Annotated in this window: 11 protein-coding genes and 3 pseudogenes; 10 read left to right on the top strand and 4 right to left on the bottom strand. The window is 69.7% G+C overall.

Annotation, left to right across the window (positions count from 1 at the left end; genetic code table 11):
* Positions 1-22 precede the first annotated feature (22 nt).
* Genes ACQEXA_RS61370 through ACQEXA_RS61355 form a run of 4 tightly spaced genes read left to right on the top strand, consistent with a single transcriptional unit; the run spans position 23 to position 4,416 of the window.
* The gene (locus ACQEXA_RS61370) at positions 23-475 is read left to right on the top strand and encodes a GPW/gp25 family protein (RefSeq protein WP_432942071.1); all 453 of its coding nucleotides are present in this window, start codon (positions 23-25) and stop codon (positions 473-475) included.
* A complete protein-coding gene (locus tag ACQEXA_RS61365; RefSeq protein WP_433135314.1) occupies positions 475-2,433 on the top strand; it encodes a putative baseplate assembly protein in 1,959 nt (652 codons plus the stop codon). Before ACQEXA_RS61370 ends, ACQEXA_RS61365 begins: the two co-directional genes overlap by 1 nt.
* A 31-nt stretch (positions 2,434-2,464) precedes the next feature.
* A complete protein-coding gene (locus ACQEXA_RS61360) occupies positions 2,465-3,022 on the top strand; it encodes a phage tail protein (protein WP_432942065.1) in 558 nt (185 codons plus the stop codon).
* Positions 3,019-4,416: an NADase-type glycan-binding domain-containing protein gene (locus tag ACQEXA_RS61355; RefSeq protein ID WP_433135312.1), complete on the top strand. Its 1,398-nt coding sequence runs from the start codon at positions 3,019-3,021 to the stop codon at positions 4,414-4,416. Before ACQEXA_RS61360 ends, ACQEXA_RS61355 begins: the two co-directional genes overlap by 4 nt.
* Before the next feature lie 57 nt (positions 4,417-4,473).
* Here ACQEXA_RS61355 and ACQEXA_RS61350 read toward each other — a convergent pair whose 3' ends face one another.
* Positions 4,474-4,725: a hypothetical protein gene (locus ACQEXA_RS61350; protein WP_432942455.1), complete on the bottom strand. Its 252-nt coding sequence runs from the start codon at positions 4,723-4,725 to the stop codon at positions 4,474-4,476.
* On the opposite strand from ACQEXA_RS61350, the gene ACQEXA_RS61345 reads away from it, so the two are divergent.
* From ACQEXA_RS61345 to ACQEXA_RS61335, 3 genes are all read left to right on the top strand, one after another.
* Positions 4,642-5,175 carry a zinc ribbon domain-containing protein gene (locus ACQEXA_RS61345; RefSeq protein WP_432942428.1) on the top strand — a complete coding sequence of 178 codons (534 nt, stop codon included), beginning with the start codon at positions 4,642-4,644 and terminating at the stop codon, positions 5,173-5,175. The two genes, ACQEXA_RS61350 and ACQEXA_RS61345, sit on opposite strands and share 84 nt — an antisense overlap.
* A gap of 431 nt (positions 5,176-5,606) precedes the next feature.
* Positions 5,607-6,875: a hypothetical protein gene (locus ACQEXA_RS61340; protein WP_432942058.1), complete on the top strand. Its 1,269-nt coding sequence runs from the start codon at positions 5,607-5,609 to the stop codon at positions 6,873-6,875.
* Between the two features lie 14 nt (positions 6,876-6,889).
* Positions 6,890-7,174 (top strand): group II intron maturase-specific domain-containing protein, encoded by a 285-nt coding sequence (locus ACQEXA_RS61335; RefSeq protein ID WP_432942055.1) that lies wholly within the window; start codon positions 6,890-6,892, stop codon positions 7,172-7,174.
* Between the two features lie 43 nt (positions 7,175-7,217).
* Here the strand turns inward: ACQEXA_RS61335 and ACQEXA_RS61330 are convergent, their stop codons facing one another.
* Positions 7,218-8,375 carry an RNA-guided endonuclease InsQ/TnpB family protein gene (locus ACQEXA_RS61330; protein WP_433135311.1) on the bottom strand — a complete coding sequence of 386 codons (1,158 nt, stop codon included), beginning with the start codon at positions 8,373-8,375 and terminating at the stop codon, positions 7,218-7,220.
* A 23-nt stretch (positions 8,376-8,398) separates the two neighbouring features.
* Between ACQEXA_RS61330 and tnpA the strand changes: the two are divergent.
* A pseudogene (gene tnpA, locus ACQEXA_RS61325) lies at positions 8,399-8,644 on the top strand (IS200/IS605 family transposase); the annotation flags it as partial.
* Here tnpA and ACQEXA_RS61320 read toward each other — a convergent pair.
* Positions 8,639-10,105 (bottom strand): annotated as a pseudogene (locus ACQEXA_RS61320) (IS200/IS605 family accessory protein TnpB-related protein); the annotation flags it as partial. The pseudogenes tnpA and ACQEXA_RS61320 sit on opposite strands and share 6 nt — an antisense overlap.
* Before the next feature lie 53 nt (positions 10,106-10,158).
* Between ACQEXA_RS61320 and ACQEXA_RS61315 the strand changes: the two are divergent.
* Entirely contained in the window at positions 10,159-11,424 is a 1,266-nt protein-coding gene (locus ACQEXA_RS61315; RefSeq protein ID WP_433135310.1) for an IS701 family transposase, read from the top strand.
* Between the two features lie 210 nt (positions 11,425-11,634).
* Here ACQEXA_RS61315 and ACQEXA_RS61310 read toward each other — a convergent pair.
* Positions 11,635-12,210, bottom strand: a pseudogene (locus tag ACQEXA_RS61310) (IS607 family transposase).
* Between the two features lie 179 nt (positions 12,211-12,389).
* On the opposite strand from ACQEXA_RS61310, the gene ACQEXA_RS61305 reads away from it, so the two are divergent.
* Positions 12,390-13,610, top strand: coding sequence for an RNA-guided endonuclease InsQ/TnpB family protein (locus ACQEXA_RS61305; RefSeq protein WP_433135309.1), 1,221 nt, complete (start codon positions 12,390-12,392; stop codon positions 13,608-13,610).
* The last annotated feature ends 45 nt before the right edge of the window (positions 13,611-13,655 follow it).

Raw genomic sequence — 13,655 nt, 5'->3', positions numbered from 1 at the left:
CGCAAGGGTCGGTGGAGGTCTGATGGCCGAGCAGTTCGTCGGATCCGGGTGGGCGTTCCCGCTGCGCATCGGACCCACCGGAGGCATCGCGCTGGTCGGTGGGGAGCGCGAGATCGAGGAGGCCATCCGGCTGGTCCTGGCGACCGCGCCGGGCGAGCGCCCCATGCGCCCGGAGTTCGGCTGCGCCATCCACGACCTGGTGTTCGCCCCCGTCAACGAGGCCACCGCGGGCCGCATTCAGCACGAGGTGTACGCCAGCCTGGACCGCTGGGAGCCACGCATCGAGGTCAACGACGTGGAGGTCACCGCGGGCGCCGAGCAGGGCGTGCTGTACATCGACGTCCGCTACTCGATCCGCGGCACCAACAACCCGCGCAGTCTCGTCTTCCCCTTCTACGTCATCCCCTCCCACGAGGAGCCGGGCACGGCCGCATCCGATGGCCTCCCCGGCACTCCCCCCGAAAGCGACTCCTGATGGCCCTGCCCTCACCCAACCTCGACGACCGCCGCTTCCAGCAATTCGTCGACGACGCCAAGCGCTACATCCAGCAACGCGCACCCGAGTGGACCGACCACAACGTCTCCGACCCCGGCGTCACCCTCGTCGAGACGGTCGCCCACATGGCCGACCAGATCGTCTACCGGCTCAACCGGGTCCCGGACAAGAACCACCTGGCGTTCTTGGACCTGGTCGGCATCACCCTCTTCCCGCCCTCGGCGGCCCGTACAAACGTCACGTTCTGGCTGTCCGCGCCGCAGGAGGAAACCGTGCTGCTGCCGGTGGGCACCGAGGTGGCGACCGTGCGAACCGAGAGTGAGGAGGCCGTGGTCTTCGCCACCGAGCGTCAACTGGCCGTCGTGCCCGGCGCGTTGCGGCACCTGGTGGTGCAGCACAAGGCAGAGCCGGTCACCGACCGGACCACCGACCTCGCCGAGGGCAAGGACGTGATGTGCTTCGCGCAGGCGCCGCAGCCAGGCGACTGCATGCTGCTCGGGCTGACCGCCGCCGTACCGGACTGTGCGGTGGCGCTGGAGCTGGACAGCCGCGTGGACGGCGTCGGCGTCGACCCGCGCCAGCCGCCGCTGGTGTGGGAGGCGTGGACGGAGGACGGCTGGCAGAGCTGCGAGGTCGACCGTGACGGCACGGGCGGCCTGAACCGCCCCGGCGACGTCGTACTGCACGTACCCGGCGGTCACGTGCTGTCCCGCTCCGGCGGCCAGGAGGCGGGCTGGCTGCGCTGCCGGGTCACCGCACCCCTGCCCGGCCAGCCCTTCTACACCACATCGCCGACCGTGCGCTCCGCGGAGGCGTGCACGGTCGGCGGCACAGCCCCGGCCGTGCACGCCGAGACCGTGCACGACGAGGCCCTCGGCGAGTCCACCGGGCTGCCCGGCCAGCGGCTGCGGCTCGCGCACGCGCCCGTCGTCGGCGACGACCCGCCGCTGCTGCTGCAGACCGCCGAGCACGACGGCTGGCAGGACTGGCAGGTCGTCCCGCACTTCGCCGGCTCCGGACCGCACGACCGGCACATCACCCTGGACGCCGCGACCGGCGAGATCGCTTTCGGCCCGTCCGTGCGCGAACCCGACGGCACGCTGCGCCAGTACGGCGCCGTCGCGCCCAAGGGCGCGATCGTCCGCGCTCGCCGCTACCGCACCGGCGGGGGCCGCGCGGGCAACGTGGCCCGCGGCGCCGTCCAGGTGCTGCGCACGTCCATCCCGTACGTCTCGGAGGTCGTCAACCGCGAGGCCGCGCGCGGCGGTGTCGAGGGGGAGACGGTTCAGGAGGCGAAGACCCGGGCGCCCATCACCCTGCGTGCCCAGGAACGCGCCGTGACCCTGCGCGACTACGAGGAACTGGCCCGCCGCGCGGCTCCGGAGACCGCGCGCATCACCTGCCTGGAGGGCGACGAGGACGAACACGGGGCGTACGCGGTACGGGTGCTGGTGGTGCCGCAGGCGGTTGCGGACCCCGGTGGCCGACTGCGCTTCGAGCAACTCGTACCCGGTGACGCCCTGTTGGAGCAGATCACTCGTCACCTGGACGAACGCCGCCTGATCGGCACCCGGTTGGCGGTCGGGCCGCCGTACTACCAGGGCGTCACCGTGGTGGCCACGGTGCACGCCTTTCGCGGAGTCGACACCGACCGGGTCCGCCGCCAGGCCCATGACGCCCTCTACCGCCACCTCGACCCGCTGACCGGCGGGGCGGACGGCCGCGGCTGGCCGTTCGGCCGGCCCGTGCAATCGGGCGAGGTCTTCGCGGTGCTGCAGCGGGTGCCGGGCGTGGAGCTGGTCGACCAGGTCACCCTGCATCCCGCCGACCCCCTAACGGGCAAGCGCGGCGAGGCGACGGACCGCATCGATCTGACCGCGCCGTCTCTGGTGTTCTCCTTCGACCACCGCGTCCGGGTGATCGGGGACGGCTCTTGAAGGCTCCCCAACCGTTGAAGGCAGACGCAGGATGAGGGGTTCCATCGACGGGCTCGGCTCGTCCGCCCCGATCGGCTCCATGCTGCCCGCGGTATTCGCCGACGACGACCTCGCGCAGCGCTTCGTGGCCGGGCTCGACGAGGTGATCGCACCGATCCTGAACGTACTTGACTGTCTACCCGCCTACTTCGACCCGGCCCTGGCCCCGGTGGACTTCACCCGCTGGCTGGCCGGCTGGGTCGGCGCCGAGACCGACGGCACCGAACCGGAGCCCCGGCTGCGGGCCTCCGTCGCCGCCGCCGCGTACCTGCACCGGGTCCGGGGCACCCGGCGCGGCCTGGCCGAGGCGATACGGCTGGCGTTCGGCGTGGAGCCGGAGATCTCCGAGAGCGGCGGAGCCGCCTGGAGCGCCCGTCCGCTCGGCCCGGTCCCCGGTGACCCGCGGCCCCGCCTGCACGTCATGATCCGCCTGCCCGACCCCGGCCCCGCGGACAAGCACCGCCTGGACGCACTCGTCGCGGCCGCCCGCCCCGCCCATATGCCGTACACGGTCAAGGTGACCGCCGCCGAAAGGATCCCGAAGAAATGACCACCCAGAACTGCGGCGAGTGCGGCACCCGGGCGGAACCGGGCCAGTCGTTCTGCGACGCATGCGGTGCCGTACTGAGCTGGACGGACAGTACTCCGGCACGCGCAGTGGCCAGGTCCGGGGAGGAGCCGCGGACCTCCGGCACCACGGGCACGGAGACCACAGTGGCGGGCGCCGACGGCGCCTCTGGAGCGGCCACCGGTACGACGGGGGAGGAGGCGGCACGCACACCGGCCGCCACCGACTCCACCACACCGGACCGCACCAACCCGGACCCGGCGGCACCCACCACCGCGGACGGCCACGGCCCCGCGGCGCCCACGGCCCTCAGCGGCACGGCTGGCGACGGCACAGACGTCCCGCCCGCTGTCGAAGACACCGACGCCTCCCCGCACCGAAGTCCCGGCTCCGCCGCCGCATCCGACGACCCACGCCCCGACCTCGCACCTGACGAGACCGCGCCGACCCAGCCGATGCCCGCAGCCGCCCCCGGCGACACGATCTCCGACCGTGCCCGCTCCCTACTGGTCCCCGTTGCCGACCCGGAGGGCCGACCCGCGGCCCCGTCGATCGCCCCGGTTCTGCCGGGCCGACCGGTCGCGGAGCGGCCCCAGGTACGCGCCCCCGGGCCCCAGCAGGGCGACGAGAACGGCAGACCATGCCCCTGGTGCGCCACCCCCAACCAGCCCGACCGGCACTTCTGCTCCCGCTGCGCGATGCCCATGGCCAGGGACGACCGGTCGCCCGAGCGCCACCCGTGGTGGCGTCGCCTGCTGGACTTCCGCAACCGTGAGACCCCGTGGGCCGGCGAACGCCCCCGGCTGCGGCGCACCTTCGACCGCATCGTTACCTGGGTGGTGGCCGCGGTCGTACTCACCCTGCTGGTCACTGCCGGTGCCAACACGCCCGCGGCCGTGCAGGCCACCCGCGACCACTTCGCCAAGCGCGTCCCGGTCGCCCCGGACGAGGTCAGGGCCTCGCGCTCCTACCCGGGACACCAGCCGCGGCTCGCCTTCGACAAGGTCAACAACACCTGGTGGGGTCCTGGTGTCTCGCAGTCGGGCGAAGGCGAGTGGATCGAGGCCCGCTTCGACGAGCCGGCCCGGCTGCTGGACCTGGTCATCACACCGGGCGTTTCCACCCACGCCGACCAGCTCTCCCAGTCGGCCCTGCCGCACCGCATCGAGGCGACGATCACCACGAAGAACGGGACGACCACGACCCGGGAACTGACCCTGGACCAGGGCGCCGGCGGCCAGCGGCGCGCCTTCCGCGTCGGCGATGTCACCAAGGTCCGCTTCACCATCGAGTCGGCCTACGCCGCCTCCGCGAGCAAGCAGGTGGCCGTCGCCGAGATCGAGTTCTTCGGCCCGTCGAGCGCCAGCGCCTCCTGACGGTGCTGTCACGTTGACGGGTGCGTGGTCGTCTGGGCCCGGGGCTCGGTTGTTGGCTCAGGCCTCGGTGGGCAGGCCGATGCTGCCGGTGACATGGCCCCAGATGGTGAAGCGGACGGTCATCTCGAAGCGGTGCACGCGCTTGCGTGGGCTGCTGCCAGGTGGGCCGTCGACCAAGCCATCGCGGCCAGGGCCACGGTGATCTATGTCGAGGATCTGCGGTCGATGGAAGCCGGGGGCATGGGCCGCACCCTGAACACCCGCCTGTCCCAGCAGGCCCGCGGACAAATCGCCGACCGCATGCGGCACCTCGCCACCGAACAGGGCATCGCCGTCGTCACGGTTCCGGCCCGCAACACCTCCAAACTATGCCCGCACCGCCTGACCCCGCTGCGGCACCGCAAAGCCCCCGACCAGCCCACCATCGCGGGATGGAAATGGGCCATCTGCCCCCACCAAAACTGCCGTTGGCAGGGCGACCGCGACCACGGCGCCTGGCGACGAATCGCCACCCGCGGCCTGACCCACCAGGCCGTACCTGGCCGGCCACGGCCAGTGGGCGCTGGCCCGGCGCTGCCGGCTTGTGCACATCCAAAGCCGTCAGGCCGGTGTCCGGACGATCACGCACCGCCTGCCGCAGCCGGTGGGTTCGAAGGGCACAAAGAAGGCGCCGGACGGCTACCGGTGCCGGCAGGAAGGGCACGCCAAGGCCCGTCGCCTGCACGTGCTGTCCGATCGGCAGGCACGCGAGATCGCTGACGTCGGGACGGTCGTCGGGGGAGGAGCCGTCAACAGCGGACCGCGCGTATCAGGTTGACTCGCCCAGCGTCCCACGCGGCCGGTGGACCACGGTCTCGTGGGTGAGATGCCCCGCCGCCTGCCCGGTGACCCCCTGCTCTGCGGCCCTACGGGCAACTCGGTCGGGCGGTCATGCCTTTGACCTGCTGACAAGGCACGCGCGGAACTTGACGACGCAAGTATCCAAGCATTTACTTGCCCTCACCAAGCACTTATGCGCGAGGCGAGTGCAGGGGGCGGTTTGTCATGAAGGCGTAACACGTCCTGTTTCCCGGGACCTTTCCGAACCCGCCTCTACCCAACCGGTCGAACCCTCCTCGAACAGGCGCATCGCACGAACGGAACCTTCCGGCCGACCTGCCGGAAGCACGGCAAGGAACTGGGAAACGAACATGAGCAGTATGTCCCGCAGGCGCCTGCTGACCGCGGCCGCCTCGGTGGGCGCCCTGGGCGCTCTTTCCGCCTGCTCCACCAATGGTTGGGCCTTCGCGGGCGGCGACCGCCCCTCACGCCGCGGACACGGCACCCCGGGCACGCCAGACGTCCCCCCGGTCAAACTGATCGGTGACGGTTCCACCGCCGACACCGGCGCCCAGCCCAAGCAGCCCACCCCGGAACGGCTGAAGCCCAGTCAGCATCCCCCGCAGTTCGTCGTGTTCTCCTGGGACGGCGCCGGCGAACTCAGCAACCAGCTCTTCTCCCGCTTCCGCAAGGTCGCGGCCGACCACGGCGCGTCGATGACCTTCTTCCTCAGCGGCATCTACACCCTGCCGGAGTCCAAGAAGGACCTCTACAACCCGCCGCAGCACGCGGTCGGCGCCTCCGCGATCGGCTACCTCTCCGACCGGCACATCCACGCCACACTCCAGCAGGTACGCGCCGCCTGGCTGGAGGGACACGAGATCGGCACCCACTTCAACGGCCACTTCTGCGGCGCCGACGGAGTACGCAACTGGTCGTCCGCCGAGTGGCGGAGCGAGATCGACCAGGCCGTGCGGTTCGTCACCGAGTGGAAGACCAACACCGGCTTCACCGACCTCGACCCGCTGCCCTTCGACTACCGCAAGGAGCTGATCGGCGGGCGCACCCCCTGCCTGGAGGGCCAGGCCAATCTGCTGCCCACCGCGGCGGCGCTCGGATGGAAGTACGACGCCAGCTCGCCCGGCGGCCTGCAGATCTGGCCGGGGAAGGTGCAGGACGGCCGGATCTGGGACTTCCCCCTGCAGTCCATACCGTTCTCCGGCCACTCCTTCCAGGTCCTGTCGATGGACTACAACATGATGTTCAATCAGTCCGGCGGCAATCCCCTGGGCGACCGGTCCCAGTACGACGCGTGGCGGGTCCAGGCCCGGGACACCTATCTGGCCGGTTTCCAGCGGGCCTACGACACCAACCGCGCCCCCTTCTTCATCGGCAACCACTTCGAGCGCTGGAACGGGGGCATCTACATGGACGCCGTCGAGGAGACGATCGAGCGGATCGCGGCGTACGACGACGTGCGCATGGTGTCCTTCCGGCAACTGGTGGAGTGGCTGGAGGCGCAGGACCCCGCGGTGCTGGGTAAGCTGCGCACCCTCGGCCCCGGCCAGGCGCCACTCGGAGGCTGGGACGAGTTCCTGGGCACCGCCGCGGGCACGCCCTCGGCCACCGGGAGTGGCTGACCGGAAAGAAGCTCGTGCCCATCGTGGGCGGGTGGGCGACGTACTACCGGGGGGTGGTGTCCAGCAAGACGTTCAAGACGCTGGACAACTACGTCTGGAAGCTCACCTACAAGTGGGCCACCAGGCGCCACCCCAACAAGCCGAAGAACTGGGTCATCGCCCGGTACTACGGCACGTTCAACCAGTCGCGGGCGGACAAGTGGGTGCTCGGCGATCCGGTGACCGGTGCCTACCTCTACAAGTTCGCCTGGACCGTTCGTCAACTTGACCCGGCTCTGAAGGGCCGGGCTTGGAGGTAGTGCCCAACTGGCTGCTGGGTGGGCTCCTCCGTCCAGACACCCCTTACGGGGTGGCAGGGGCGTGTGACTTACACCCCGCAGTCCACGCGTCTTCGCCCCTGCGGGCGAGGACGCGGGAAGCGTTCCGGTCGGCGTGCGCAACGACGCCACACGACCGGCATGCGAACTTGGCTTGGGAGACGCGGTTGAGCCGGTCCACGTGTCCGCACTGCGCGCACTCCTTGGAGGAATAGGCGGGGTCCACGAACACGAGCGGGACTCCGGCCCGGCGGGCCTTGTAGACGATGAAGTCTCCGAGTTGGGCGAAGGCCCAGGAGTGGAGTGCGACCCGTTGGGGCTTGCGGAGCCGTACCCGGGTGCGGATGCCCTTGAGTTCTTCCAGGGACAGGCCGCGTCCGGTGCGTTCAGCCTCGGTCACGATCGTCTTGGCGATGATGTGGTTGGTGTTCTTCACGTGCCGCTGTTCGCGGCGGGAGCGTTCCTTGAGCCGTCGCCTGGCGGACTTGGTGCGCTTCTTTTGGAGTTTGGCCCGTAGGGCACGCTGGTGCTTGCGGTATCGGTTGAGGTGGCGGCCGGCGGCTTGGTAGCCGGTGGACGTGGTGGCGATGTTGACGATGCCCAGGTCCACGCCGGTGAACCCGCCGGGTTCATACGGGGCGGCTTCGGGAACCTCGCAGGTGGCGATCAGATAGAACACGCCGTCGCGTTCGATCAGGTCCGTTTCGCCCTTGCGGTACTGCTGGAGCGTCTTGAGCGCGCCCGCCGAGCAGGCGAACCGCACGCCCTTCAACCGGCCCTGCGTGGTCCAGATGGACACGGTGCGGGTGTCGTACTGCCAGCTCAAACAGCGGTCGTCGTAGGGCTGCGCGGCATCAGGGCGGAATGTAATCGGTTTGGACTCGGCCTTGATCCGGCGCTTGGAGCCCTTTTGGCCGAGGTTCCCGGCACGCAGGTTGGCGTGCAGCGTGGTGTACGCGTCACGCACTTTCTTGATCACATGCTGCGCCGCCTGCGCCCCCAGGCCACGGGTCTTTAGTTCGGCGTAGGTGTGCTTGCGTAACTCGTACTCACGCGGCACGTCGCCCGCGAACGCCACCTCGCAGACCCAGTTGGCCGCTTCGTTGACTGTGCGCAGGGTCGCCGACAGTGCGGATGCCTGCGCGGCGTCCGGTATCAGCTTGACCTGCGTCACGATCTTCACGGGCGTGATCGTAACATTGCTCTCTGTCACCTCGATGGGAGCCAAACTCCGATGTCCGCAGAGGCCGTAGCGTCCTCTACACGCTGCATGCGCACTTGGTCTTCATGCCGAAATACCGGCGCGGACCGTTCACCGGCGAGATCCTGACGCGCTGCGAGGAGGTCATGCGCGAGATCTGCACCGACTTCGGTGCGGAGCTGCGGGAGTTCAATGGCGAGAGCGATCACGTCCACCTGCTCGTCCACTACCCGCCGAAGGTCGCCCTCTCCCTCAGCACGCACGGATCGTGTCCGTGGTCCGGGTACGCGGGGGCGGTTTCCCTCACGCCCCCGGTCACTGGGGCGGGCCTGGGCGGTCCGATGCCCGCCGGCATCGCTCTGGTGCCGGCGGGGCGGTGCCGTCCGTCGCCTGATCCGGTGGCCGAGGGCGCGTCTGCCGATCGCCACGGCTGCCGCCTGGTGGCGGGTGGCGGGGCGTCGGGGTGTGGAGAGGGGCTGCTGCCAGTGCTGTGCGCCCCATAGGGAGGTGTAGGCGGGATCGACGGCGATCACGCCGAGTTGGGCTTCGGCGCACATCGACAGCAGGCGTGCGTGGAGTTTGCCGGTGGGGATACCGGCGATGAGCGTGCGGAACCGCTTGCGGCGGCCGTGCTTCTCCCGGGTCTTGGAGTCGGCGAAGTCGAGGTCTTCGATCGCGATGGCCTGCACGCCCGTGGCCTTGGCCCAGTGCAGGAGGCGGGTGAGGGCGTGGCGGAGTTGGGCGTCGCGGTGGGTGGCGTTGCCCGACAGGTCGTAGTCGAAGCGGCGTGGTTTGCTTATCGGGTTGCCGTACTCGTCCAGCCGCCACGCGGCCAGATGATCGGCGTTGGTGTCCACGCCCACCACGCCCTGGGCCCGCAGGGCCTCCAGCGGGGTGATCGGCAGGTTCTTCCGGGTCCAGGAGGCATCCAGGTACCAGCGGCCCAAGGTCACGTTGAGGTGGATGCGGTACGCGACGGCCCGGTTGGTTTCGATGCGGTCGCGCCATTCGTCTCCCCGGTGCGGGAAGCTGACGCGAGCGGCGAGGACGTACCGGCCATGCCGGGCGTTTTCCAGATGCGCCAGCGGCGCGGGTAGCTTGATGCTGACCTCGCCGTCGGGGGTGACGCGGATCGTCTCGTTCCCGAAGCGTTTGCCCAACTCCCCGTCAGCGGTCAGGAACCAACGCGTCGCTTCCCACTCCCGCCTCCACTGCTCCTTGGTCTTCTTGGCGGCATCCAGGTTGTGGCGCTGCTTGAGCAGCCGACGGCCACCGCGCACCACCGACACGCGGCCCGCCTCTCTCTCCGCGTTGACGCGCTCGTACTGGGCCTCAAGGATCGCCAGACGCCGCATCTTGTGGAACCACTCGTTGCGGGAGCGGTAGCCGCCAGGCTGCCCCTTGGAGCCCTTCTCCCCGATCGGCAGGGACAGGCGGTGCCGCATCATGGCGATGCCGGCCTTCTTGCCCATCAGGTCCTGCCATTGGGCGCGACGGGAAAGGCCCCACTGGTCATGCGTGTTCGAGGTGACCGAACCCGCCCACCGCGAGGACGACTTGGCAGTCAACTCCCGCTTTCGGGCGGCCCACGTGTCGGTGGAGTGCTCCAGGCCGTCCCGGCACCTGCGGGCCAGATCCCGCGAGGCCAGACACCCCATGTGCTCACCGACAGCGCGCAGTACCTTCTCGTCCTCGGGTGTCAGGCCCTTAATAGGACTTTGTTAGCTCGGAAATATTGTGTGCCGGATTTGTGTTGGTCTGTTCTGTGACGCCAGAAGAGATCAACGAACTGCGCCCCCGCCTGGAAGCCTTCATCGCCCCGATGCTGGCCGAGCTCCCCCGCGCCGACCAGCGGGAGAAGGGAGAGCTCTACGTCCGGGGCCTGATGATGGATGGGCAACGCAAGTCCATGCAGCCCATGGCCGAACGCCTGGGCGTGGACCACCAGCGCTTGCAGCAGTTCATCTCCTCCTCCACCTGGGACTACACCCGGGTCAGAGCCAACATCGCCACCTGGGCGAGCGGGGCGTTCCCCGTGCGGGCCTGGGTCGTCGACGACACCGGCTTCCTCAAGGACGCCGCCTCCGTCAGCAGTCCCGGGGTGGCCCGGCAGTACACCGGTACCGCGGGCAAGATCACCAACTGCCAGATCGGCGTCAGCGTCAACCTCATCGGCGACACCGCCTCGGCGGCGGCCAACTGGCGCCTGTTCCTGCCCGAGAGCTGGGACCCCGCCCTGATCGACGACCCCGAGCAGGCCGCCCTGGTCCGCACCCGGCGCCGACGCTGCGGCATCGGAGAGGACTTCGGCCACCGGGCCAAGTGGCACCTGGCACTGGACATGCTCGACGAGATGGCCGGGGACTGGGGCCTGCAGCCCCTACCGGTGGTCTGCGACGCCGGCTACGGCGACATCACCGCCTTCCGCCTGGCCCTGGAAGAGCGCGGCCTGGCCTACGTCGCTGCGGTCAAGGCCACCACCAGCGCCCACCCCGGGCAGGCCGTCCCGCAACAGCCCCCCTACGCCGGACGCGGCCCGCGCCCGCGCCCGCGCTACCCACAGGATCCGTCCTCCCTCAAGGAGTTGGCCATGGCTGCCGGGCGAACGGCAGGACACTATGTGACCTGGCGGCACGGCACCCGCGCCAGCAGGAGCAACCCCTCCGCCGCGATGCGCTCGCGGTTCCTGGCCCTGCGCGTGCGCCCGGCCAACCGAGACATCCCCCGTGCCGACGACGGCTGTCTGCCCGAGTGCTGGCTGCTGGCCCAATGGCCCCCGGGAGCGGCGGAGCCGACCGACTACTGGCTCTCGAACCTGCCCGCCGGCACTTTGCTGCGCGACCTGGTCCGCCTCGCCAAGATCCGTTGGCGGGTGGAACACGACTACCGGGAACTGAAGTACGGCCTCGGAGTGGACCATTTCGAAGGACGCAACTTCACCGGCTGGCACCGTCACGTGACCATGGCCGCGCTGGCCCAGGCGTTCTGCACAGAGCTGCGGCTGGACCCAAAAGTCCCTGCTCGGGCCTGACGCTGTACGCCGTCCTGAAGGCACTCCAGACCCTTCTGGCGCTGTGGACCGGGATATGCCGAGCTTGCCGCCAACCACTTCTGCGGAACCAGCAACAAGCCCGAGCTCCCACCTAACAAAGCCCTATTAAGGCGGTCGCGGATGCTGACGCCGGACGGCCCGCCTGCGACGAACGGCCGGGCGATCTGCCGCAGCGGCTTCTTGTTCGGCTCAGCCATGCGCGGCGGCCTGAAGTGCCTTGCGGGCACGGTTCTTCGCCGAGCGTCGGCCGTACAGGCGGGCGCAGAACGAGGTCGGTATCTCCACCATGTCCCGCACCAGATCGTCTTCAACCTCGCCCTCATCCAGGACGACGAGACGGCGGCCGGTGGCGGACAGAGCGGCTTCGACCAGCTCCACGTTCATGCGGCCGAGGCGGTCTTTGTGCTCGACAACGACCGTGGTCACGGCCGGGTCAGCCAACAGCCGCTTCGCCTTCGACCGGCCCCCGTTCATCCCCGAGCCGATCTCCGACTCCACCCGCACGACACGGTGACCACCCTGGGCGGCCCACTGCACCAGCCGGGCCGTCTGCCGCTCAAGATCGGATTTCTGGTCATGCGAGGACACCCGCGCATACAAGCCGACTCCCTCGGCTGGCTGCGGCGCGGCGTTCGCCTCGATGGTCACCAGGATCGTGCGCGGCCCCACCCGTTGCGCAGGGACCGGCAACGTGCCCTCACGGAACTAGCGATACGCGGTACGCGGCGCAACACCCTGCACCCTGGCCCATTCCGTCAGGTTCACCGGCTTTCTCCGAGGATGCCCCGGCCTTCAGGCCGGGGAGGAATCGGACTCCTGCGGAGCAGGGCAGGGACAGCCGGATCGCCGTCAGGGCGATCCGGCGTCCACCCCGCACGGCCGTGATGCCGCCCACAACGGTCAAGAACTCTCAACTGTCAGTCCTCCCAGGTAGGTTCGGATGCATGACGACAGAAGCGACCACGAAGGACACCGGGCATGCCCGGTACACCTTCCGTGTACGCCTGTCGAAGACAGCCCGGCGCGCACTCGAAGCCGAGTGGGAGCGCTGCCGCTGGCTCTGGAACGAATGCGTGGCCAAGTCCAAGCAGGTCCACCAGCGAGCCAAGGAGTCCGGAGAGAAGCTGACGTGTGGTCCGGCGCAGTTGGACAGGATGCTGACTGAGGCGCGTCGGGTGATGCCGTGGCTGGCCGAGGGTGCCTCGGTGCCGCAGCAGCAGGTGATTCGGGACTTCGCCAAGTCGCGGGCGAAGGCGTTGAAGGACATCAAGGACGGGCTTGCGCAGCACCGCCGGGCGGGGATGCCCCGCTTCAAGCGCAAGCGGGACAGCCGCCCGAGCCTGAACTACACGAAGCGGGGTTTCCGCCTCAAGGACGGTCGTCTGCACCTTGCGGGCCAGATCGTGCTGAGCGTGGTGTGGTCGCGGGCTCTTCCGGCCGACCCGTCGAGTGTGCGCGTGTACCAGGACACGCTCGGGCACTGGTATGTGTCCTTCGTCGCCCCCGCGCAGAGCGAACCGCTTGCCCTCACGGGGCGGGTGCTCGGGGTGGACTGGGGTGTGAAGGAGACCGCGACCACCACGGATGGCGCCTACGACCTTCCGCATGCCGAGCACGGCAAGCGGGCCGCGCAGGGGCTCGCCCGCTACCAGCGGATGATGGCCCGGTGCCGGCGTCCGAAGGGCCGGCCCGCATCCAAGGGCTACCGGAAGGTGCAGGCACAGGCCGCGAAGCTGCACAAGAAGGTCGCGCGGCAGCGGGAGGACACCGGCCGCAAGTGGGCCAAGTCCGTGATGCGTGATCATGACGGGGTGGCGGTGGAGGACTTCCGCCCGAAGTTCCTCGCGAAAACCACGATGGCCCGCACGGCGGCCGATGCCGCCATCGCCGCCACCAAACGCGCTCTGGTCGAGATGGGGCGCAAGCACGCACGGGACGTCCGTCTCGTGCACCCGGCGCACACCACGATGGACTGCGCGCAGTGCGGAGCGAGAACCAAGCACGCACTCCCTCTCTCGATGAGAACCTATGCCTGCACCGTGTGCGGAGCCGTCTCGCCCAGGGACAAGAACTCCGCCCGCGTGATGCTGGTCCGGGCAGGTTGGAACCCGGACGGTGCCGAGGGCGTAAGACCTCCTGGTCCGCTGGACCAAGAGGCGGCCTGAGCCGTGAATCCCCACGCAGCCCTGGAGGGTGGAGAATCCCCTCCC

This window comes from Streptomyces sp. CA-106110 (assembly GCF_050936285.1).
Classification (GTDB): Bacteria; Actinomycetota; Actinomycetes; order Streptomycetales; family Streptomycetaceae; genus Streptomyces.
Note: the sequence above shows the minus strand (reverse complement) of the source record. Positions and strands in the feature narration are given on the sequence as shown.